The sequence below is a fragment of the Verrucomicrobiia bacterium genome (genome assembly GCA_035495615.1).
Classification (GTDB): Bacteria; Omnitrophota; Omnitrophia; order Omnitrophales; family Aquincolibacteriaceae; genus DATJFP01.
Genome location: DATJFP010000016.1, coordinates 1 through 20618, shown reverse-complemented (window position 1 = coordinate 20618; position 20618 = coordinate 1). Strand labels below are relative to the sequence as shown.

Annotated in this window: 16 protein-coding genes; 15 read left to right on the top strand and 1 reads right to left on the bottom strand. The window is 59.2% G+C overall.

From position 1 onward, the window contains the following. The first annotated feature begins 60 nt into the window (after nt 1–60). Complete coding sequence (locus VL688_01710) at nt 61–1368, top strand: beta-ketoacyl-ACP synthase II (protein ID HTL46758.1); 1308 nt, start codon at nt 61–63, stop codon at nt 1366–1368. After that, nucleotides 1358–2464, top strand: a complete 1107-nt coding sequence (locus VL688_01705; GenBank protein HTL46757.1) for an SDR family oxidoreductase — start codon at nt 1358–1360, stop codon at nt 2462–2464. The genes VL688_01710 and VL688_01705 overlap by 11 nt, the downstream gene beginning before the upstream one ends. Nucleotides 2465–2466: 2 nt before the next feature. On the opposite strand, the gene VL688_01700 is transcribed toward VL688_01705, so the two are convergent. After that, nucleotides 2467–3633, bottom strand: a complete 1167-nt coding sequence (locus VL688_01700) for a glycosyltransferase (protein ID HTL46756.1) — start codon at nt 3631–3633, stop codon at nt 2467–2469. A gap of 86 nt (nt 3634–3719) precedes the next feature. Between VL688_01700 and VL688_01695 the strand changes: the two genes are divergently transcribed. From VL688_01695 to VL688_01635, 13 genes are all read left to right on the top strand, one after another. Beyond that, complete coding sequence (locus VL688_01695; GenBank protein HTL46755.1) at nt 3720–6071, top strand: MMPL family transporter; 2352 nt, start codon at nt 3720–3722, stop codon at nt 6069–6071. A 70-nt stretch (nt 6072–6141) separates the two neighbouring features. Then, the gene (lysS, locus tag VL688_01690; protein ID HTL46754.1) at nt 6142–7560 is read left to right on the top strand and encodes a lysine--tRNA ligase; all 1419 of its coding nucleotides are present in this window, start codon (nt 6142–6144) and stop codon (nt 7558–7560) included. 12 nt (nt 7561–7572) lie between these two features. After that, the gene (locus tag VL688_01685) at nt 7573–8874 is read left to right on the top strand and encodes an FtsX-like permease family protein (GenBank protein ID HTL46753.1); all 1302 of its coding nucleotides are present in this window, start codon (nt 7573–7575) and stop codon (nt 8872–8874) included. Next, nucleotides 8867–9577, top strand: coding sequence for an ABC transporter ATP-binding protein (locus VL688_01680; GenBank protein HTL46752.1), 711 nt, complete (start codon nt 8867–8869; stop codon nt 9575–9577). The genes VL688_01685 and VL688_01680 overlap by 8 nt, the downstream gene beginning before the upstream one ends. A 65-nt stretch (nt 9578–9642) precedes the next feature. Next, on the top strand, nt 9643–10536 hold the full coding sequence (gene ilvE, locus VL688_01675; GenBank protein HTL46751.1) for a branched-chain-amino-acid transaminase: 894 nt from the start codon (nt 9643–9645) through the stop codon (nt 10534–10536). A 65-nt stretch (nt 10537–10601) separates the two neighbouring features. Then, nucleotides 10602–11117, top strand: coding sequence for a UvrB/UvrC motif-containing protein (locus VL688_01670; protein ID HTL46750.1), 516 nt, complete (start codon nt 10602–10604; stop codon nt 11115–11117). 5 nt (nt 11118–11122) lie between these two features. Beyond that, complete coding sequence (locus tag VL688_01665; protein HTL46749.1) at nt 11123–12178, top strand: protein arginine kinase; 1056 nt, start codon at nt 11123–11125, stop codon at nt 12176–12178. 132 nt (nt 12179–12310) lie between these two features. Further along, complete coding sequence (locus VL688_01660) at nt 12311–14773, top strand: ATP-dependent Clp protease ATP-binding subunit (GenBank protein ID HTL46748.1); 2463 nt, start codon at nt 12311–12313, stop codon at nt 14771–14773. A gap of 11 nt (nt 14774–14784) precedes the next feature. Beyond that, nucleotides 14785–16683, top strand: coding sequence for a hypothetical protein (locus VL688_01655; GenBank protein HTL46747.1), 1899 nt, complete (start codon nt 14785–14787; stop codon nt 16681–16683). 71 nt (nt 16684–16754) lie between these two features. Then, on the top strand, nt 16755–17576 hold the full coding sequence (locus VL688_01650) for an ABC transporter permease (protein HTL46746.1): 822 nt from the start codon (nt 16755–16757) through the stop codon (nt 17574–17576). Between the two features lie 8 nt (nt 17577–17584). Continuing rightward, nucleotides 17585–18340 carry an ABC transporter ATP-binding protein gene (locus tag VL688_01645; GenBank protein HTL46745.1) on the top strand — a complete coding sequence of 252 codons (756 nt, stop codon included), beginning with the start codon at nt 17585–17587 and terminating at the stop codon, nt 18338–18340. Between the two features lie 64 nt (nt 18341–18404). Then, complete coding sequence (locus VL688_01640; GenBank protein ID HTL46744.1) at nt 18405–19205, top strand: MlaD family protein; 801 nt, start codon at nt 18405–18407, stop codon at nt 19203–19205. Nucleotides 19206–19384: 179 nt separating this feature from the next. Then, nucleotides 19385–20500 carry a PIN domain-containing protein gene (locus tag VL688_01635; protein HTL46743.1) on the top strand — a complete coding sequence of 372 codons (1116 nt, stop codon included), beginning with the start codon at nt 19385–19387 and terminating at the stop codon, nt 20498–20500. Nucleotides 20501–20618 lie beyond the last annotated feature (118 nt).

Here is a 20618-nt window from a genome sequence, read left to right as displayed (position 1 = left end):
CCCCTCACCCTTCCCTCTCCCCTCAGGGGAGAGGATAAAGGAGAGGGGAAAAAGGCACACATGGCAGCAACGGATTGCAAAAATCGCCGCATCGTGGTCACGGGCATCGGCGCGGTCACGCCGCTCGGAAATTCGGCGGCGGAAAACTGGGAGAACATGAAGGCCGCGAAATCCGGCATCGCCGCGATCTCGCTTTTTGACGCCTCGGATTTTCCCACGCGCATCGCGGGCGAAGTGAAAAATTTCGATTTCGGCGCGGCCGTCCGCGATAACCCGCGCCTTAGCGAAGCCGGGCGGGGGACCTTCTTCGCATTCCGCGCCGCCCAAGAGGCGGTCCGGGATTCCGGCCTGAAAGAAGGCGCTTACGATTCTCGCCGCTTCGGGCTTTATTTCGGCGCCGCGGACAGCGGTTTCGATTTCAACGCGTTCGCGCAGACCATGACCGATTCTTTCGTGCCCGGCACTCCCGAGATTCATCCGGGGGAATATATTACGGCCGCCGTGCGCAACATGAGCGCCGTGGCCGAGCTCGAGGCCCAGCCTTTCATGACGCTCTCGCATCTGGCGAGCTGGTTTCGCCTGCGCGGGCCGGTTTGCAACAGCCTGACCGCATGCGCCGCGTCGTCGCAGGCCATCGGCGAAGCTTTTGAATGGATTCGGCGCGGCGATGCTGATATCATGATGACCGGCGGCTCGCATTCCATGGTTTATCCCCTCGGGATCGCGGGCTTCAGCCTGTTGACGGCGCTCTCGACCCGCAACGACGATCCGGCGCGGGCTTCACGTCCTTTCGATAAAAACCGCGACGGATTTGTTCTCGCGGAGGGCGCTTGTGTGCTGATCGTCGAAGAATTGTCCCATGCCGTAAAGCGCGGCGCGCGCATCTACGGCGAGATCGTGGGCTATGGCGCGACGTCCGATGCCTACCGCATGACCGACATGGACCCGGAAGGCGCGGGGGCCTGCCGCGCAGTGGAAATCGCGATGAAGAAAGCGGGACTGACGCCGGAAGGCGTCGATTACGTGAACGCGCACGGCACCGCGACGCAGATCAACGACGCGATCGAAACGCTCGTCATCAAGAAAGCGCTCGGCGAGCGTGCTTACAAGATTCCGGTGAGCTCCATCAAGTCCATGGTCGGCCACATGATCGCGGGAGCCGGCGCCCTGGAGCTCGCGGCGTGTCTTTTCTCGATCCGGGATTCGGTGGTGCCTCCGACGATCAATTACGAGACGCCGGACCCGAAATGCGATTTGGATTACGTTCCTAACGAAGCACGGGCCCATAGGGTCCGCGCGGCCTTGTCAAACTCGTTCGGCTTCGGCGGACAAAACATATGCCTGGCGGTGAAACATTATGAAATCTAAGCGGAATATTCTGATCACGGGAATCACGGGAACGCTCGGCAAGGAAATGCTCCAGGAACTTCTGCTCACGACCGAGGACCGCCTGTTTCTCCTGATCCGCCGCAAAAGCCAGCTTTCCCATTGGGCCCGCGTCCGGAAGATCCTCGCGCCGCTCGGCCTCGAGACGCTGCTCGGCACGCGCGTGCAGGTCGTCGAAGGCGATATCTGCCAGCCGCAGTTCGGGCTCCAGGCGCATGACCTGCACCTGCTCCTGCACAACGTGGACCATTTCTTCCACGTGGCCGCGCTCACGTCGCTGAACGGCACCGAAGAGGAATGCCGCAAGATCAACATCGGGGGAACTCAGGAAGCCCTGAAACTCGCCTGGCTGCTGAAAAGGGAAGGGAAGCTGGAACGGTTTTTTTATTTCAGCACGGCGTTCGTGGCAGGCAGCCGCCAGACCTACTGCTCGAGCGAAGACGAATTGCCCGGGCATCCCGCGCACGCGAATTTTTACGAATCGAGCAAGTACGAGGCCGAGACGGCCGTGCGCCAGGCCATGAAAGACGGCCTGAACGTCACGATCTTCCGCCCGAGCATCGTGGTGGGCGACTCGCGCACGGGCGCCGTCTCCGAATTCAACGTCATCTATCCTTTCCTGAAACTCTACGCGCACGGCATCCTGACGAAGCTGCCCACGCGGCTGGACAATTCCTTCAACATCGTCCCGATCGATTTCGTGATCCGCGCGTCGCTCGCGATTTCGCAGCAGAAAGAATCCATCGGCAAGGCGTTTCACCTCGTCACCAAGAATCCGCCTGCGGTCGGCTCTTTGCTCGAGATCGGCCGGGAAGAATACCGCGAGCTGCCCGCGATCCAGATCCTGGATCCGGAAGGCTTCGACAAGGAAAGTCTGGACACGAACGAGCAGTTCGTCTACCAGATGCTGGAGCCGTACCTGGGATACCTGAACGACAACCTGACGTTCGACACGAAGAATACGGACGAGGCGTTAAAGGGGACCGGGATCGAGTTTCCCAGCACGGACAAGAAATTCCTCCGCACGCTGCTGGACTACGCGGTGGATTCCGGATATCTCGCCCTGCAGAAGAGCTAGACTTACCGCCAGACGGTTTTTGTTTTGAAGGCCGCCATCCCGCACGCATCCATGAGCACGCCGAAAAGCACAGCCGCGGCCAGCGGATGCGCCAGGCAGAATCTTTTTCTCGCGCGCACGATCTGGTGGGTTTTGTAGGCCGTCCCGAGGACCAGAAGGACGGTGACGACGGCCAGAATGACGGCCGTCATGTAGCGGACATCCTGCGAAACCAGGAAGGCCAGGGTGGGAAAAATCGCGAACGGCAGGACGGAAAAGAAGAGGATATCCAGCGCCTTCAAAACCAGCGCGCCTAATTTGCTCTGGAAGGCGTGAAGGTAGATGCGCCGCCAGCCCCGCCAGATTTCGTCGAAAGACGAGTACATGCGCGTGCCGTAGACGTCCATGCCCATGGCCACGCCCGCGCGCTGCCCCAGCGCCTTGGTTTTTTCCACCAGCGCGAAGTCTTCCAGAAACGCGTGCCGCACCGCCTCGTGTCCTCCGGTTTTTCCATACAGCTCCGAATGGATCAAAAGGTATTGCCCGTTGCCGAAAAAAACCGGCGACTCGGGATCGTTGATTTTATCCAGAGGAAACCACAGCCCCAGGTAGCCCATGGCCGGAGGCTGAAGCAGGTGCTCCCAGGGGCTTTCGGCGAGGCAGCGGGGAAGCAGGCTCAGCAGGTTAAGCCCGTTGCTCAGGGCATGGGCCAGCGCGGAGGACAGGCAGGAAGGTTCGTGGCGCGTGTCCGCGTCCGTGAAAAGGTACCAGGCGCCCCGCGCATGCGGGATGGCCTGGTGCAGGGCATGATTTTTACCCGTCCAGCCTTCCGGCGTTTTTTTTCCGTTCAGGTATTTGAGCCGGCCTGTGGATGCGTTCGGCGCGTTTCCGGAAAGGGCCGCCGCGCCGAGGGACAAGAGGATTTCTTCGGTGCGGTCCGTGGAATTATCGTTCACCACGATGATTTCGAAATGGGGATAATCCTGCGCCAGGAGGCCTTCGATGCAGGCGCGGATGTTTTTCTCTTCGTTCTTGGCAGGCACGATGATGGTGACGAGCTCCCGCCCGGAAGCGCCGGACTTTAGTAAAGACACGCGCGGGGCCGTGGCGAGCATGCGCAGGGCGTGCGCGGCGCGGGCGCTCCAGACTAAGAAAACGGCGAGGAAATACACAAAAAAAAGGTTGGCCATACTGTTTTTGAGGCCGATATGATAACACATTGTGTGTTCGGACAAGGAATTATTCCCCGGACCCGAAATCAAACCGGATTCATCTCATGATTCGAAAATGCGCGGAATTTGTTTTGCTGATCAAGTGGCCTTTGTTCCAGGGGCTCATGCTGGCCACGCTCATGGCGGGCTTTGCCGCCACGCACCTCGCGATCGACCCCACCGTGGAATCCCTCTTCATCAAGAAGTCCGACGAATACCGCTACTACCGTGAATACCGCGACCGTTACGGCAGCGACCAGCTTGTCGCCGTGGCCATGGAAACGACCGACCTCTTCACTCAGAGGAACCTGAAGCTTCTCAAGAAAGTCAGCGACCACATCGCCGCCGCTCCGCAGGTCGAGAACGTCCTCAGCCTGGCGCGCGTCATGGATATCCATTCCAAATTCCTTGGGGTGAAAATCGTGCCCGCGCTGGCCGGCGTATTCGAGGGCACCCGGACCCTGGAAGACGCCCGGAATGCCATCCTGTCCAACGAACTCTACGTCAACAACCTGGTTTCCAAAGACGGCAAGCACGCGAACATCGTCCTGAAGCTGAAGGCCAGCTCCTCGCGCGGCAAGGGCGCGGATTTCATCAAGGACCTGCGCGGTTTCCTGGCGGAGGAAGAGATTCCCGGCGTGAAATTTTACGTGGCGGGCGCGCCCGTCGAGCAATACGATTTCGTGCGCCTGATCCGCAAAGACCAGTTCACGTTCGTGCCCATGATCACGGTCCTGCTCGTCCTGACCACGTGGCTGATCTACCGCAGTTTTGCGTGCGTGGTGCTCGCCATGACCGCGGTGTTCATGACGCTGATCTGGACGTTCGGCCTGATCTCGTCGCTGGGCAAAGAGCTCAACCTCGTGACGTCGCTGCTCGCGCCGGTCATCATGATCGTTTCCGTCGTCGATGTGATTTACTTCATCGGGTTTTTCCTGAACATCCGGGCCCACCACGCGAGCGTGCGCCAATCCGTCATCCTGACCATGGAGCAGCTTGTCCTGCCGTGTTTTCTCACGCACATGACCGCGTGCCTGGGGTTTGTGTCGCTTTCGTTCAGCAAGGTTCCGGCCATCCAGGAATTCGGGCTCTTCGCGGCCTGCGGCATCGCGTTTTCCTACATCATCACGATCCTGCTGACGCCCGTCATGCTGCCCATCCTGCCGTACCGCATTAAGCGCACGCTGTCGGAAGAGGGCCACTTCTTCAACAAGTTCGTGATCCACTTCGTGGAGCGCCTGGAATTCCAGGGGAAATGGCTGATTCTCGTTTCGGTGATCGGATGCGTGATTTTTTCCTACATGGGCATCCGCAAGCTGAACGTGGACACGAACATCGTCAAACAGATGAAGCCGAATTCGCCGCTCGCCGTGGCCACGCATTTCATCGATAAAAACATCACGGGCGTGTACACGCTGGGCTTCGTGCTCCGGACGCGCAACGGCGAGACCATCGACGATCCCCAGGTGCTCGAGCGCATCGACGCCTTCAAGAGCTTTCTGGAAAGCATGCCCGCCATCGCGAAGGTCAACTGCATCACGCCGCTCGTCAAAAGAATCCATGAAGTGCGGGGCGGCAGTCCGGAAGATTACAAGATCCCGCGCGACCCGCAAATGGTGAAGCTCTACTTCAAGGGCATTATTGAAAACGCGGACGACGAACTCTGGTCCATGATATCCCGCGACCTGCGTGAAGTGAACGTCCAGGCCCAGATGCACGCGGTGGGCACGCGCGACGGCGCGACCGTGGAAGAAGCGTCGCGGCGTTACATGAAGGAAGTGCTTTCGCCTTATTTCGACTGCCACATGACCGGCAACGTCGTGCTGCTCGGCCGCATGTCCAAAGACCTCGTCGAGTCGCAGATCCAGGGTTTCAGCTTCGCGTTCCTTGCCACGCTCACGCTGGTTGCCTTGATTTTCGGGTCGCTCCACATGGGCCTGCTCGCGGCCATTCCCAACCTTTTGCCTATTGGCATGGTCTATGGCATGATGGGATTCATGGGCATCGAGCTTTCCAGCTCCACGGCCATGATCGCGAGCATCGTGCTGGGCATCATCGTGGACTCGTCGATCCATTTTCTCTACCGGCTGCGGCGGGAATACGAGCAAAGGGAAAATTACCTGCAGGCCCTGCATCACACCTACCGCAGCATGGGGCAGTCGCTTGTCCTTTCCACGCTTATTCTGATCTCGGGATTTTCCACCAGCGTCTTTGCCGGCTTCCGGCCGACGATCCAGTTCGGCATTCTGACCAGCCTCGCCATTTTCCTGTCCATGACGTCCACGCTTCTCGTCCTTCCGGTCTGCGCCGTGATTACCAAGCCTTTCGGCCGCAGCAATCTTTTCCGCCGTAAGCGGCGTACCAAAAGGGTTTTAGGAGAATCCGAGAACGCCATGAGCCCTCCGGGCGCGCATTGACAGGCGAGAGACCGCTGTACTATAATCCCCGTTCAATCTAAGTCTTTAAAAATCAAGGGCTAACGCACAAATGGAGCACACGATTTCCAAATACGGCACGCGATTCCTTCCCAAGGAAGACATCGCGGCGATCCGCGCCCGCTTCGAGGCCGGCGTGAAGGTCCGCACCGCGGGCCGTCTCATGGCCAAGCGCATCATGGGCAAAAGCGTTTTTTTCGACCTGAAGGATGAAGAGGCGCGTATCCAGCTCTACGTGAAAAAGGACGTGGTCGGCGACGCGGCCTTTGATTTCATCACGACCCTTTCACTCGGCGACATCGCGGGCGTGGACGGCGAACTCTTCCTGTCCAAGACCGGCGAGCAGACGATCCGCGTGGACAAGCTCGAGCTTCTTTCCAAGATCGTGCGCACGCTTCCGGAGAAGTGGCATGGCCTGAAAGACGTGGAGACGCGTTACCGCCACCGCTACGTGGACCTCATCGTCAACGACGACGTGCGCCAGACGTTCAAGGCCCGCAGCCGCATCATCCGAGACATCCGTTCGTTCCTCGACGGCCGCGGCTTCATGGAAGTCGAAACGCCCATGATGCAGCCGATTCCCGGCGGCGCGCGCGCGAAGCCCTTCATCACGCATCACAACACGCTGAAACTCGACCTGTACCTGCGCGTGGCGCCGGAGCTTTACCTCAAGCGCCTTCTTGTCGGCGGTTTCGAAAAGGTCTACGAGATCAACCGCAACTTCCGCAACGAAGGCATCTCGGTCCGCCACAATCCCGAGTTCACGATGCTGGAACTTTACCAGGCGTGGGCCGATTACAACGACATGATGGCGATTACCGAAGAGCTGATCTCGGGCCTTGTGTTCGCGCTCCACGGCAAGTACGAAATCCCGTACGGCGAGCGCACGATCAATTTCAAAACGCCCTGGAAGCGCGTGAGCTTCTACGACGCGCTGCGTGAAAAAACCGGCATCGATTTCCGCAAGGCCAACGTGCGCGACGCGGCGAACAAACTCCACGTGAAATTTGGCGACGATTTCGAAGACATCGACGTCCTTAACGAAATTTTCGGCGAGAAAGTCGAAGAAGACCTCTGGGACCCGACGTTCGTGATCGATTATCCGACGGTGATGACGCCGCTCGCCAAAGCCAAGGCCGAGGACCCGGAACTGGTTTACCGCTTCGAACTTTTCATTGCGAAGATGGAGCTGGCCAACGCGTTTTCCGAATTGAACGATCCGGGCATCCAGCGCGAGCGTCTTGAAGAGCAGAAAAAAATGATCGGCGAGCACAAGGAAGTGGACGAAGACTTCCTCATGGCGCTCGAATACGCGATGCCTCCCGCGGGCGGGCTCGGCATCGGCATCGACCGGCTCGTGATGCTTTTGACGGGACAGGCCTCCATCCGCGACGTGATCCTGTTCCCGCAGCTCAAGCCCGAAGCCAAGAAAAAAGAAGAAGAAGGCGAAACGCAGGAAGCCCAACCGTAATCCGGAGAACGTATGCGTTTTGAAACGTTTATTGCTGCAAGGCACCTGAAAAACCGCCACAAGTCCGGTTTCATCTCCCTCATCACGTTCATTTCCATCGCCGGCGTCGGCGTGGGCGTCATGGCGCTCATCGTGGTGCTGGCCGTCATGTCCGGCTTCGACCGCGAGCTCAAAAACAAGATCGTGAACGTGCAGCCGCACCTGCGCATCGAAAAGCTGGGCGGCATCGATACGGCCGAGTCGGACATCGCCAAGATCCGCGCGGCCGGCGGCACGCACCTCAAGACCGTGGCGCCGTTCGTGGAAGGGCAGGGCATCATCCGTTCCAACGACAGCGCGACCGGCGTCATCGTCAAGGGCATGGACACGGCGCGGGAAGACATGGGGATTTTCGAGCGGCACATCCTCTACGGAAACCTGGATCTGTCTTCCGAAGCGCGCGACACGACCAAGCGCCGCCTGCTGTTTTTCCACAGGAAGATCCACGAAGAAATCGGCGGCATCCTCCTGGGCGAAGAGCTGGCCGCGATTCTTCGCGTGCACGTGGGCGACCGCGTCAACCTGATCTCGCCCTTCCAGGAAAATCCCGAATCGCTCCTGCCGCAGCGGGCGCAGAGCACGCCGTTCGTCGTGAAAGGCATTTTCCGCGTGGGCATGAATGATTTCGATACCGCGCTCGTCCTGGTCGACATCCACCAGGCGCAGAAGCTTTATCATCTCGACAACCGCGTGACCGGCATCAGCCTCCGCTTCCACGACGTGGACGAGGCCCAGCGGTGGAAATACCTGCTGCGCGGGGAATTCAACGCGGATTATTTCCTGCGCTCCTGGTACGACATGAACCACAATTTTTTCCAGGCCCTGAAAGTCGAAAAATCCGTGATGACGATCCTGCTCGCGCTGATCATCCTGGTCGCGGCGTTCAACATCGTGTCGACACTCATCATGATCGTGATGGAGAAGACAAAAGACATCGGCATCCTGCGCGCGCTCGGCGCGACGCGGGCCAGTATCCGCCGCATCTTCGTGCTGGAAGGCTTCGGCGTGGGGATCATGGGCGTGGCCGCGGGCACGCTTGCGGGCCTGGCGCTGGCGTTCAACCTGAATGCGGTGTCCGATTTCCTGAAGCAGACGACGGGGCTCGAGGTTTTCCCGAGCGACATCTATTATTTTGACAAGATTCCGACGGAAGTGCACGCGCCCGACGTTGCGCTGATCGTGGTCTTCGCCATGATTGCCGCGGTGCTTGCCGGCATTTATCCCGCGCATCGCGCCGCGAGCCTGAATCCCGTGGAGGCCCTGCACTATGAATGAGCGCGGCCCGCTTTTCAGCACGTACGAACTGACCAAAGACTTCGACAGCCCGGCCGGGGAGCTGCAGATCCTGAAAGGGGTCAACTTCACCCTGAACGCCGCGGACATGGTCTACATCCTCGGGCGCTCGGGCTCGGGCAAAACGACTTTTCTCAATATCCTGGGAGGTCTCGACCATCCCACCTCCGGCAAGGTGCTTTTCGAAGGTGAAGACATCACGCAGATGAACGAGCGCCAGCTTGCGCGCGTCCGCAACAAGCGCATCGGGTTTATTTTCCAGTTCTATCATCTGCTGCCCGAACTGACCTTGTACGAAAACGTCCTCCTGCCCAGCCTGATCGCGGGAAGGCCCGAACACAAGTGGGCCAAAGAGTGCCTGCGCAAAGTGAAGCTGTTCAGCCGCGCCGACCATTATCCCTTCGAGCTGTCCGGCGGCGAAAAGCAGCGCGCCGCGATCGCCCGCGCGCTGATCAACCGCCCCTCGGTAGTTTTGTGCGACGAGCCCACGGGCAACCTGGACGAGGAAACCGCCGCCGCGGTATCCGCGCTCATGGACGATTTGAACCGCAAGGAAGGCCAGGCCTTCATCATCGTAACGCACGATGAATCCATGGCCTCCCGCAAGCACGACGTCTACCGTCTTGTCGACGGCGTTCTGATGAAACAAAACCGCGGTCCGGTCAGCATCGAAAAGATGCCGTAAGCCCCAGCCCGGGGTTGAATGGCGCCGCAATTATTTCGGAACTCATCCCAAGCATAGGAGAAAAAATGGAACTCCAAATCTACATCGACGGCAAATGGTACCCCAAGAGCGAGGCGAAGATCTCGGTCTTCGATCACGGCCTGCTTTACGGCGACGGCGTGTTCGAAGGCATCCGCACGTACGGGGGGCTCGTCTTCATGCTGGAAGAGCACCTCGACCGGCTGTGGGAATCCGCGCACACGCTCATGATCGAGATTCCCATTTCGAAAAAGGAAATGGAAAAGGCGATCATCGAGACGCTGCGGAAAAACAAGCTGACGGATGGCTACATCCGAGCGGTGGTGACGCGCGGTGTCGGCGATCTCGGACTCGATCCGGCCAAATGCAAAGTCGCGTCGGTCTTCATCATCACGGATAAGATTTCACTCTACCCGGAATCGCTTTACAAAAACGGCCTCGACATCATCACCGTGCCGACCGTCCGCAATTTTCCGGAGGCCGTGAGCCCTTCGGTGAAGAGCCTGAATTACCTGAACAACATCCTCGCGAAAATCGAGGCCAAGAATTCCGGCTGCGTGGAAGCGCTCATGCTCAACCACCAGGGCTACGTCACGGAGTGCACGGGCGACAATGTGTTCATGGTGAAATCCCTTAAGGGCGGGGGCGCGGAGCTTCTGACGCCGCCGATTTATCTCGGCGCGCTGAAAGGCATCACGCGCCAGGCCATTCTCGATCTTGCCGGGGAAAAAGGCATCCCGGCGCGCGAGGAGATCCTGACGCGGCACGACCTGTTCAACGCCGACGAGGTTTTCCTGACCGGCACGGCCGCGGAAGTCATCCCGGTCGTCAAGATCGACGGGCGCGTCATCGGGACGGGCAAGCCCGGCAAAGTGACCGGCGTCCTTCGCAAGGCCTTTCATCAGCTGACTTCCAAGCGGGGCGTCCGTTACAAGCTCTGAGCCGAGGGCGGTCTGTTCCTGCGTGATATAATGAAGGACCGGAATCAGAGGAAGAAAGAGACTCCATGAACTGCAACATTTGCGGAAACAACGAAGCCACGCTTCACCTGACGGAAATCGTCAACGACCACATGGTCGAAGTGCACCTGTGCGAGAACTGCGCGCAGGAAAAAGGCTCGGACTTCAAAACGCACTTCAACGTGGGCGAGCTGCTCACCGGCCTTTCCCACATGGACGCCATGTCCCTCCTCGGGGTCGAAAAACCCGCGCTCAAATGCGAGCAGTGCGGCCTGACCTACGATGATTTCGGCCGCACGGGCCGCCTCGGATGCCCGGGCTGCTACGGGGCGTTCACGAAAATGCTGCTTCCGCTCATCAAGCGCGTGCAGCGCTCGACGCAGCATACCGGCAAACAGCCCAAGAACATGCCCAAGTCCGAAACGGCCGCCTACGACCTGCGGGTCCTCCAGGACCGGCTGCGCAAGAGCGTCGAGAACGAACACTTCGAAGACGCGGCCCGCCTCCGCGACGAAATCAAGACCATCGAGCAGCGCCTGAAAAAAGGAAAGAAAAAAGAATGAGCCGCATGAGCGATTTGGTCAGACAGCCGGCGGAATGGCTGCGCGCTTCGGGGCCCATGTCCGACGTCGTGGTCAGCTCGCGGCTGCGCCTGGCACGCAACATCCTGGGCTTTCCGTTCCTGGAAAAATTGAAGAACGGGCAGAAGGCGCAGATCGTGAAGGCGGTGGAAGAGTCTCTGAAAAAAAACGAGGCCCTGAAAAATCTCGAGATCGTGCGCTTCGACGGCCTGACGGAAGTGGATTTGCAGTTCCTGGTCGAACGGCACCTGATCAGCCGCGAGCACGCGGGACAGAAAGAGGCCGGCGCCGTGGCCATGAGCCCGGACGAAGTGGTGAGCATCATGGTGCTGGAAGAAGACCATCTCCGGCTTCAGGCCTTCCAGTCGGGGCTCGACCTGCAAAAGGCCTGGCAGATCATCAACAAGATCGACAATGAATTCGACGGCTCGATGGAATACGCGTTTAATCCCGGGCTCGGTTATCTGACCGCCTGCCCAACGAACGTGGGCACGGGGCTTCGCGCGTCCTGCATGCTGCACCTGCCCGGGCTTGTCCTGACCAAGCAGGTGCACAAAGTCCTGCAGGCGCTGGCGAAACTCAATCTGGCCGCGCGCGGGCTTTACGGCGAAGGCACGCAGGCGACGGGAAATCTTTTCCAGTTCTCGAACCAGATGACGCTGGGACAGCGCGAAGACGAGATCATCGACAACCTGGAGCGGGTCATCCGCCAGGTCGTCGAGCACGAGAAAGAGGCGCGGACGCATCTGCTGAGCAAAAAATCCGGCAAGTTCGAGGACCAGATCTGGCGCGCGCTCGGGGCGCTCAAATGCGGCCGCATCATATCGTCGACCGAGGCGACCCAGCATTTGTCGCTGGTCCAGCTCGGCGTGCAGGCCGGGATGCTGAAGATCAACCTGACCCAGCAGGATTTGAACGGGCTGTTCCTTTTGATTCAGCCCGCGCATTTGCAGAAGCTCAAGGCCAAGGCCCTCAATTCCGGGGAGCGGGACGAGGCCCGGGCCGACCTGATCCGGGAAAAATTAAAGAACGTAACCCTATAGCCAGACTTATCTTAATGAGACCCAGAAAAAAGAATTGCGGGTTTTAGCCAAAAGGTTCGAAAATATAGAGCTGGAAGATGCATAAAAGATATATATTAGAAGCACTTAGGCATCATAACGTCGGAGGTTGTCATGTTTGACCGTTTCACGGAACGCGCCAGAAAAGTCATCATCTTAGCCAAGGAAGAAGCCAAGCGCTTCAACCACGATTACATCGGAACCGAGCACATCCTCCTGGGACTTATTAAGGAAGGGGAAAGCGTTGCCGCCGCGGTCCTTCAAAACCTGGGCCTTTCCCTGGATACGATTCGCCTGGAAGTCGAGAAGCTGGTCCAGTTCGGCCCGGCCACGATTGTTTCCGGGGACATCCCGTTCACGCCCAAGGCCAAGAAAGTCATTGAGCTGGCCATGGACGAGGCGCGCCGGCTCGGCCACAACTACATCGGCACCGAGCACCTGCTGCTCGGCCTTATTAAAGAAGGCGAGGGCGTGGCCAGCCACGTGCTCATGAATGTCGGCCTCGACCTGAACAAAGTCCGCGCCGAGGTCATCAAACTGCTCGGTTCTTCCACGCCCAGCGCTTCCGCCGGAGGACATGCCGCCCAGGGTTCTCAGGGCGCCATGGGGACCGGAAAGACGAAGGCGAAAACGCCGGCGCTCGACGCGTTCGGCCGCGATCTTTCGCAGCTTGCGCGCGAAGGCAAGCTGGACCCCGTCGTCAACCGTCACGATGAAATCGAGCGCGTCATCCAGATCCTCGCGCGACGCACGAAAAACAATCCCGTGCTTCTCGGAGAAGCCGGCGTCGGTAAGACCGCCATTGTCGAAGGCCTTGCCCAGCGCATCATCTCCGGCGACGTTCCGGAAATTCTCGCGGACAAGCGCATCGTCGTCCTCGACCTTGCTCTCATGGTGGCCGGCACGAAATACCGCGGCCAGTTCGAAGAGCGCATCAAGGCCGTCATGGACGAGATCCGCCGTTCGGACAATGTCATGGTGTTCATCGACGAAATCCACACGCTGGTCGGTGCCGGCGGCGCGGAAGGCGCGATCGATGCCTCGAACATCCTGAAACCCGCTCTGGCCCGCGGCGAAATCCAGTGCATCGGCGCCACGACGCTTGACGAATACCGCAAGTACATTGAAAAAGACGCCGCGCTCGCGCGCCGTTTCCAGACGATCATGGTGGACCCGCCGTCCGTCGACGAGGCCATCCTGATCCTGAAAGGCCTGCGCGACAAGTACGAAGCGCATCACCGGGTGAAGATCCTTGACGCCTCGATCGAGGCTGCGGTGAAGCTCTCCGAACGCTACATCAGCGGACGGTTTTTGCCGGACAAGGCCATCGACCTCATCGACGAAGCCGCTTCCCGCGCGCGTCTTTCGATGACCACGATGCCTAAGGACTTAAAGAAGCTGGAACAGGACATCGAGGCGTTCAAACGCGAAAAAGAAGCCGCGATCAAGGCGCAGGATTTCGAGAAAGCCGCGAAACTCCGCGACGACGAACGCAAGGCCAAGGAAGAACTCCTCAACGTGAAGAAGCGCTGGAAGGAATCCAAGTCCGAAGTCGAAGTCCAGGTGACGGACGAAGACATCGCCACGATCGTGGCGAAGTGGACGGGCGTTCCGGTGTCGCGTCTCGAAGAAAAAGAGACGAGCCGCCTCCTGCGCATGGAAGAAGAACTGCACAAGCGCGTCATCGGCCAGCACGAAGCCGTCCGCGCCATTTCGCACGCCGTGCGCCGTTCGCGCTCCGGCCTGCGCAACCCGAAGCGCCCGATCGGAACGTTCATTTTCCTCGGGCCCACCGGCGTCGGCAAGACGCTGCTCGCGCGCGGCCTCGCGGAATTCATGTTCGGCGATGCGGACGCGATCACGGTGGTCGACTGCTCGGAGTACGGTGAAAAATTCAACGTGTCGCGCCTCGTCGGAGCGCCCCCGGGCTACGTGGGCTACGAAGAAGGCGGACAGCTCACCGAGAAAGTGCGCCGCCGGCCTTACGCGGTCGTGCTCTTCGATGAAATCGAAAAAGCGCATCCCGACGTGTTCAACATCCTTCTCCAGCTCATGGAAGAAGGCCGTCTCACGGACTCGTTCGGCCGCAAGGTCGACTTCCGGAACACGATCGTGATCATGACCTCCAACGTGGGCGCGGAACTCGTAAGCAAGGCCAACCTTGGTTTCGGCAACCCCAAGGAAGAGGCCGTCAATTTCGACACGATGAAGAAAAAGCTCCTGGATGAAACCCGGCGCGTTTTCCGCCCCGAGTTTTTGAACAGGATCGACGACATCATCGTTTTCCACCCGCTCACGCGCCAGGACCTCGAGCAGATCATCGATCTGGAACTCGAAGAGGTCAAGCTTCGCCTGCGCGACAAGAGGATGGAACTGAGCCTTTCTCCCGAGGCGCTCAAATTCCTCATCGACAAAGGATACGATCCCGTTTTCGGAGCGCGTCCGCTCAAGAGGACGCTGCAGCGCTACATCGAAAACGTCCTGGCCGAAGAAATCCTCTCCGGCAAATTCCAGGACGGGGACAAGATCCGCGCGGAGCTTCGCGGGGAAGTGATCGCGTTCGAGAAAAGCAGCTAAGGCACCCGGCCATGACCCAAGGCTTCCGCCGTTTCTTTGCCGGCCTGTCGGTTTGCTTTTTGCTCGCGATGGGCGCGGCCTATGGTTTCTTGCAGCGCTACGTCCAGACGGGCGCCTTCAAGGCCGCGGCCATGCAGCACCTCGAGGCCAAGTTCGGCGGCCGGGTGGCCATCGGAAGCATCCAGGTCCGTTCCTTCAACAAAGTCCTTCTCACCGGCATCGTCATCGAAAAAGGCGAAGCTCCGTCCCGCGTGGGCCTCGAAATCCCGCGGGCGGTTTTCCGCTATCCTCTGACGCAGCTTCTCAGCCGCAATTTCAGGATTCCCAGCAGCATCTTCCTGGAAGCCCCGCGCCTGGAAGTGGAAGATCCGCTTGTCCTGCGCGACGTCCTGGCCGGTTCCCAGAACGAAGCGCTGCGTTCGCTTTTTTCGAAAATCGATTTCCGGGACGGGCGCATCAAGTGCCGGGTGCCGGGAATTAATACGCCGGTCATCCTGCGCGAAATCCGCGGCAGCTTCAGGCCCGGCTTCAACGGTATTGCCAACCTGGACTTCAAGGCCAGCGCCGAAGGCGTGCTGAGCGGGCCGTTTCATCTCAAGGCCTACGTCGACCTGCTGAAAAAGCAGTACGGCATCAAAGTGATGCTGGAAGGCGCGCGCCTGTCCGGTGATTTTCCCGTGGACCTCGAAGACATCCGCGGCGCGCTCACGCTGGAAAACGGAAATTTCCGCGCCGGGCCTCTCAAAGTGAAGTCGCATGGATGGGAAAGCGTTCTCGAGGCGTCGATGGACGGCGGAAATTCGCCTGTGCTGCGCCTGGCCATGGACCTGGGTAAAAACGAAAGGCTCGGCAGGCTTGAAGCGTCCGTGGACCTGGCCAAACAAAAAATTCATGCTTCCGCGGGTTTTCTCGCGGGCCGCCGCTTCGAATTCGAGGGCGGAATCCGCCGCGAGGCCACGAAAATTTTTCTCGAAAACCTCACGACCAGCGGCGGACAGTCCGGGCGCGGCATGCTGGATTTCCAAAGCGGGGATTATTCTCTCGCTTTCGAAAACGGCTTTCAGCGCCTGAGCGTCACGTCCAATCTGAGCGGCCTGGACTTCACGCTCGGACTCGACCTGAATCACCTGGATTTTTTCGGCATGGATCTCGTCATGGCCTCGCGTGTGGAACTTACGCCCGTGGAGCCGAGCTGGGGCAATGACGCGTGGGAATTCCAGGCGAATTTCTCCACGGACTATTTTATCCTCGAGCAGGAGCCGTTCGATGATTTCCGCGGCAAGTTCCGTCTCGACCCGCGCGGCATCAAGGATTTTTCCGGCGCGTGGGGCAGCATTTTCGAAATGACGGGCAAGGTCATGCTGGACCGCCGCGAGCCGGAATGCGATCTCGCGTTGAAAGTTTCCGGCCTCGACCTGGCCGGCGCCAAGGAATTCGCGGCGCGCCCGCTGCCGCCGCTCCGCGGCGTGGCCGAAGGCAAGCTCAAGATCGAAGGCGCGGCGCGCAAGCCCGACGTCTCCGGCGTTTTCAGCATCAAAGACGGCGCGCTCGGCAAGCTGGAATTCGACCGCGCCATGATCCAGTTCCGCGGCTTCCCGCCGTATCTCGCGCTGGATGACTCGCGCATCTTCAAGGGCAGGACCACGCTGCATCTGGTCGGCGCGTTCGATCTCTCGCTGGACAACATCCTCGCGGGCGTGCGCGTCGAGACCGCGGACAAGCTCATTTTGTGGAAGGGAATGTCGCTGAGCGCCAACGAGGCGGACAGCAATCTGGAGCTGGACGTGCTCTCGCGCCTGTCCACGCTCAACCTGGATTTGAAAAACGAAAACAAGGGGACGCGGCTCGGCGAGTCGGACCCGCTGACGGAAGAAAATTACGCGGCCGTGGGGCCCAAGATCAAATTTTAACCGCCCCTCTCCTTAATCCTCTCCCCTAAGGGGAGAGGGAAGGGTGAGGGGGCAATGGAAAGAAGCGACTTATGCACGTGAACGAAAATCTGAAAACGCTGCGCAAATTTTTGCCCATCCATCATTATTTCCGCACGGTGGGAGTCCTGTCCATGCAGCTCGCCTATCACGCGGGCGGCCTCAGCCTTCTCTTCGTCGACACGATCAAATCCATGACGCAGACGCCCATCAAGTGGAAGCTGACCGTGAACCAGATGCAGAAGATCGGCGTGACTTCGCTGCCGCTCGTTTTTCTCACGGCCCTTTTCACCGGCATGGTGCTCGCGCTGCAGTCCGCTTACCAGCTGAAACTTTTTGCCGCGCAGCAGTTCATCTCAGACCTTGTCGCGCTTTCCATCTGCCGCGAGCTGGGACCCGTGCTGACGGCCATGGTCGTGGCCGGCCGCGTCGGCGCTTCCATTGCCGCGGAACTCGGCACCATGAAAGTCACGGAACAGATCGATGCGCTGAAAGCGCTCGCGGTGGACCCGGTGCGCTACCTCGTGGTCCCGCGCTTCATCGCCGCGTTCTTCATGCTGTTCATGCTGGCGATTTATTCGGACATTGTCGGCATGATGGGCGGCTATCTCATCGCCGTCTTCAAGCTCGGCATCAGCTCGCACCAGTACCTGAAGCGCAGCGTGGACGTCATGGTCGTCAAAGACGTGATGACCGGGCTTCTTAAAGCGTTCTTTTTCGGCGGCATTATTTCGACGGTCGGCTGCTATTTCGGGTTCCGGGCTTCGGGCGGCGCCGAAGGCGTGGGACGCGCCACGACCATGGCCGTCGTCTGCGCGCTCGTGCTGATCATTGCCTCCGACGCCCTTTTCACCGCCGTTTTTTACTTTTTCTAGGATTCGCGATGATCGAGATCAAAAATTTGCACAAGTGGTTCGGCAGCCATCACGTTTTGAAAGGCGTGAACCTCACGATCAAAGACGGCGAAACCATGGTGATCATGGGGCAGTCGGGCTGCGGGAAAAGCGTGCTCATCAAGCACATCCTGGCGCTTCTCGAACCGGATCAGGGGACCGTGCTGATCGACGGCGTAGACATCTTCACGCTGTCACCGGCCGAGCTGGACGAATTCCGTCCGAAGCTCTCGATGCTGTTCCAGGGCGCGGCGCTCTTCGATTCCCTGAACGTGCGTGAAAACGTCGGCTTCTCGCTTTACGAGCATACCCATCTCACCGAGGACGTGATCCGCGAGAGAGTCCGCGAAAAGCTGGAACTGGTGGGACTGCACGACATCGAGGAATACATGCCGGCCGCGCTGTCGGGCGGCATGAAAAAGCGCGTAGGCCTTGCGCGCGCCATCTGCAACGACCCGAAAATCATCATGTACGACGAGCCCACGACGGGCCTGGACCCGATCAATTCGGACGTGATCAATGATCTCATCCTGCGGATGTCGGACAAGCTCAAGGTCACGTCGATTGTGGTCACCCACGACATGACGAGCGCGTTCAAGGTCGGAGACCGGATGGCCATGCTTTACAAGGGCCAGATCATCGGCCTCGGGACGCCCGAGGAATTCAAGAATACGCAGGATCCGGTCATCCGGCAGTTTATCAGCGGTTCGGCCAAAGGCCCGATCACGCAGGATAAAAGTTCTTGAAACAAAGCCCCGGATGGATGAAAATGGCTTCCTAAGGTGTTATGTTGAATAACGAAAGGCACTTATGAAAAAGAACCGCAATGAAGTCGTCGTCGGCATGTTCGTCATCATCGGATTCATCATCCTGACCGTCCTCGTGTTTTTCGTCAGCGGCGTTTACCTCTTCCGTCCGGGCTACAAGTTCGACGTGGTTTACGAGTACGTGAGCATCCTCGACAAAGGCGCGCCCGTCCGCATGGCCGGCGTGCGCATCGGCGAAGTGGACGGCGTGAAGCTGGTCCTCGATCCCGCGACCGGGGACACGAAAGTCCACGTGAAGCTCTTTATCGAAAAAGGAACCGAGATCCGCGAGAACTACGGCTTCTTCATCCGCGGCACGCACGTCCTCAGCGAGCCGCACATCGAAGTCACGCCCAAACCCGGCAACGCGCCCGCGATCAAGCCCGGCGCCATCGTGAACGGGGAAAACCCGGTTGCCGTGGAAACCCTCGTCCAAAAAGCCAACGACATCGCGACGCGCCTCGACAACATCCTGTCCAGCTTCGAGGGCGCGCTTGCGACAGACGAAGGCCGCGAGTCCTTCAAGAAGATCGTGATCAACCTGGGCAACCTGACCGACTCTTTGAACACCCTGATGAGCGGAACGGGCCAGAACAATAAGACCACCATTCAGAACATCCAGTCGTCCGCGGATTCGCTCAGCCAGATTCTCGAACACATGAAGAACGGCGAAGGCACGGCCGGCCAGCTTCTGATGAAGGACGACCTGTACAAAGAGCTCGACGCTTTCGTGAAGGAAATCAAGACCCACCCCTGGAGGCTGATGAAAAAGGACGGGGGCGGTAAGTTTTTAGGCATTTTTTAATAAAAGGCGGCGCTTCCAGGTGCGGAGGCGTTCCTTGTTCGATCCTTACTAAATTTACTAGAGGTACTTCGTGAGTCTGTTTCGTAAAGCTGCTACGGTTAATACAGTCAATACAGTATGGAGCATGATTTTTCATCTCATTTCATTCTTCCGTTTGTCTAACGTAAGGAGCACACCGCATGATCCTCTTCATTCGTTTTCTTTTCATTCTGCTTTGCAGCCTCTTCATGTACTACGCGGACAATTCCTGGTTTGCGGCATTCCATCTCTCGGACCTTCCTCTCGTGAAAGCCGGCATCGGATTTCTTACCGGCCTTCTCGTCGTCTCGATTGACGTCTTCTTCAAGCGCTTCACCGTCCGCAACATCCTGTCCGTCCTGATCGGCGCCGCGCTCGGCCTGCTCGTCCACCGGCTTACCATGATGGTTGTGGCCTACATGGGCTTCACGCCCGAAGCCATGCGCCAGTTCGGGATTTCCACCGCGATCGTCTTCACCTACCTCGGCGTCATCACCATCCTCCGGGGCCAGGACGAATTCACGCTCATGATCCCGTTCGTGAAGCTGGACACCAAGGGCTCGGGCGAAGAGCTTATCCTGATCGACACCAGCGTCATCATCGACGGCCGCATCGCGGACATCTGCGAAACGCACTTTCTTTCCGGCAAGCTCATCCTGCCGCGCTTTGTCCTGAAAGAACTGCAGCTCATTTCCGATTCCTCCGACCCGCTGAAGCGCAACCGCGGCCGCCGCGGGCTCGACATCCTGAACCGCATCAAGGGCAACCCCAACGTGCGCGTCCAGATCAACGAGATGGACTTCCCGGAATTCAACACCGTCGATGCCAAGCTCGTGAAAATGGCGCAGGTCGTGAACGCGAAGGTCTTCACCAATGACTTCAACCTCAACAAAGTGGCCGAGCTGCAGGGCGTGAAAGTGCTCAACATCAACGAGCTGGCCAACGCGCTGAAGCCCATCGTGATGCCGGGCGAACTCATGCAGGTGAAAATTCTGAAGGAAGGCAAGGAACACGACCAGGGCGTGGCGTATCTCGACGACGGAACGATGGTCGTCGTGGACAACGGCCGCCGCCGCATCGGCCAGACGCTGAACGTCTCGATCACCAGCGTGCTCCAGACCCAGGCCGGCCGCATGATCTTCGCCAAGCTTTCCGAGGATTCCGAACGCGATTTCGACCGCAGCCGCGGCGCCGCGCGTCCCGCGCGCGTTCCCCAGACGGCCGCGCCCGAGATGAAGAAGCCCGTCACGAACGGAGATCAGGCGCCCGCGAGGTAGTCATGCGCATTTCACTCATCGTGGCTGCCGGCGGAACCGGCAGCCGCTTCTCCAAGGCCCAAGGGAAAAAGGGGCCGACGAAGTTATTCCATGAACTGGACTCGAAGCCCGTCCTCGT

Coding starts and splice junctions, on each gene's coding strand:
- VL688_01710 (HTL46758.1), top strand. CDS start 61: ATGGCAGCAACGGATTGCAAAAATCGCCGCATCGTGGTCACGGGCATC.
- VL688_01705 (HTL46757.1), top strand. CDS start 1,358: ATGAAATCTAAGCGGAATATTCTGATCACGGGAATCACGGGAACGCTC.
- VL688_01700 (HTL46756.1), bottom strand. CDS start 3,633: ATGGCCAACCTTTTTTTTGTGTATTTCCTCGCCGTTTTCTTAGTCTGG.
- VL688_01695 (HTL46755.1), top strand. CDS start 3,720: ATGATTCGAAAATGCGCGGAATTTGTTTTGCTGATCAAGTGGCCTTTG.
- lysS (HTL46754.1), top strand. CDS start 6,142: ATGGAGCACACGATTTCCAAATACGGCACGCGATTCCTTCCCAAGGAA.
- VL688_01685 (HTL46753.1), top strand. CDS start 7,573: ATGCGTTTTGAAACGTTTATTGCTGCAAGGCACCTGAAAAACCGCCAC.
- VL688_01680 (HTL46752.1), top strand. CDS start 8,867: ATGAATGAGCGCGGCCCGCTTTTCAGCACGTACGAACTGACCAAAGAC.
- ilvE (HTL46751.1), top strand. CDS start 9,643: ATGGAACTCCAAATCTACATCGACGGCAAATGGTACCCCAAGAGCGAG.
- VL688_01670 (HTL46750.1), top strand. CDS start 10,602: ATGAACTGCAACATTTGCGGAAACAACGAAGCCACGCTTCACCTGACG.
- VL688_01665 (HTL46749.1), top strand. CDS start 11,123: ATGAGCGATTTGGTCAGACAGCCGGCGGAATGGCTGCGCGCTTCGGGG.
- VL688_01660 (HTL46748.1), top strand. CDS start 12,311: ATGTTTGACCGTTTCACGGAACGCGCCAGAAAAGTCATCATCTTAGCC.
- VL688_01655 (HTL46747.1), top strand. CDS start 14,785: ATGACCCAAGGCTTCCGCCGTTTCTTTGCCGGCCTGTCGGTTTGCTTT.
- VL688_01650 (HTL46746.1), top strand. CDS start 16,755: ATGCACGTGAACGAAAATCTGAAAACGCTGCGCAAATTTTTGCCCATC.
- VL688_01645 (HTL46745.1), top strand. CDS start 17,585: ATGATCGAGATCAAAAATTTGCACAAGTGGTTCGGCAGCCATCACGTT.
- VL688_01640 (HTL46744.1), top strand. CDS start 18,405: ATGAAAAAGAACCGCAATGAAGTCGTCGTCGGCATGTTCGTCATCATC.
- VL688_01635 (HTL46743.1), top strand. CDS start 19,385: ATGATCCTCTTCATTCGTTTTCTTTTCATTCTGCTTTGCAGCCTCTTC.